Source organism: Mesorhizobium sp. M7A.F.Ca.US.006.04.2.1 (genome assembly GCF_004022915.1).
GTDB classification, from domain to species: Bacteria; Pseudomonadota; Alphaproteobacteria; order Rhizobiales; family Rhizobiaceae; genus Mesorhizobium; species Mesorhizobium ciceri.
Genome location: NZ_RZQA01001220.1, coordinates 1 through 1312 on the forward strand (window position 1 = coordinate 1; position 1312 = coordinate 1312).

Annotated in this window: 3 protein-coding genes; 1 reads left to right on the forward strand and 2 read right to left on the reverse strand. The window is 64.9% G+C overall.

The window, feature by feature from the left end; genetic code table 11:
• Positions 1-533 (forward strand): SGNH/GDSL hydrolase family protein (locus EN925_RS35980; RefSeq protein WP_164894663.1); only part of this gene is annotated, 533 nt, incomplete at its 5' end.
• A gap of 21 nt (positions 534-554) precedes the next feature.
• On the opposite strand, the gene EN925_RS35985 is transcribed toward EN925_RS35980, so the two are convergent.
• On the reverse strand, positions 555-734 hold the full coding sequence (locus EN925_RS35985; protein WP_032899099.1) for a hypothetical protein: 180 nt from the start codon (positions 732-734) through the stop codon (positions 555-557).
• Between the two features lie 96 nt (positions 735-830).
• The coding region (locus EN925_RS35990; protein WP_206633132.1) for a VOC family protein at positions 831-1312 on the reverse strand (482 nt) is incomplete at its 5' end.

Consider the following 1312-nt stretch of genomic DNA (forward strand, 5'->3'; position numbering starts at 1 on the left):
GCATCGACAATTCGGAAGACGGACTTGCCGCGCAACTCGCCGTACTGATTTCACAAAGCACCGGCCGCGCCGTGCGCTGGCGGGCGGCCGGCTTCAATTCGGCAACGTCCGGCCAGATCCGCGACCATGTGCTGCCCAATCTGTCGGCCGATCCGTGGACGCATATCGTGCTGGCCATCGGCACCAACGACACCAAGAATTTTCACTCCGTGCCGCGCTTCAAGAAGGAGTTCGGTGGCCTGCTCTACGGCCTGCGCGCCAAATGGCCGGAAGCGCGCGTGGTGTGGTCGCCGGTGCTGGAGTTCACGCGGGCGCCAGCCATGCCGCCGCTGCTCGGAAAGATCCTTGAGATCCGCGCCACCGACATGAACCGGATGGGCGAACGCCTTTGCCTGGAGCGCGGCGCGGTGCCGGCGTCGCGCCTGCCAATCACCAATCCGGAAGCCGGCTTTGCCTCGGACGGCTTTCACGCCTCGGAAGCAGGCTACCGGGCCTGGGCCGAGCATCTGGTCGGCCCGGTGCTTGGCAATTGAGCAGCGACGACAAGTGCCGTCCTACGTCAAATGCCCGAGCACGGCCGCCAGTGAAATCGCGGCCATGGCGAGCAGTGCCAGCTTCCAGAAATCACCGCGTCGCTTGAGGCCTGGCCAGCCAAGCGGCTTGATCAGTTGAATGACCATGAAACCGACGATGACAAGGGCGAGGAATTTCGTCATGCCGCCTTTGACCAGCAACGCGCCCGGCTGTCAAAGCACGTCGTTCATTGCCTGAGAAAGAACGGACGCCGAGATCCCGAACCGGAACGCGGCGCCCTTTGACCGGCAAACGATCTACTTCAGCGGCTTGAGGCCAGCCTCGATCGAAGCGCGCTTCGGTTCGAGGAATGGCGGCAGGGCGAGGCTTTCCCCCAGCGTTTCCAGCGGCTCGTCGGCGGTGAACCCCGGACCGTCGGTTGCGATCTCGAACAGGATGCCGTTCGGCTCGCGGAAGTAGAGCGAACGGAAATAATAGCGCTCGACCTCGCCGCTCGACGGCAGCCGGAACTCGGCCAGCCGCGCCGTCCATTGATGCAGCGTTTCCTGGTCCGGCGCCCTGAAGGCAACATGGTGAACCGCACCGGCACCTTGCCGTGCCGGCGCCAGTCCCGGCTGCACCAGGACATGCAGCTCCGCCGCCGGCCCGCCCTCGCCCATTTCGAAGACGTGAACCTGGCCCTCCGGCGAGGCATAGTCGCGCGCCTTGCGCATGTTCATCACCGTGGTCACCACCGCCTCGGTGTTGGTGATGTCGGGAACGCTGATGACGATCGGCC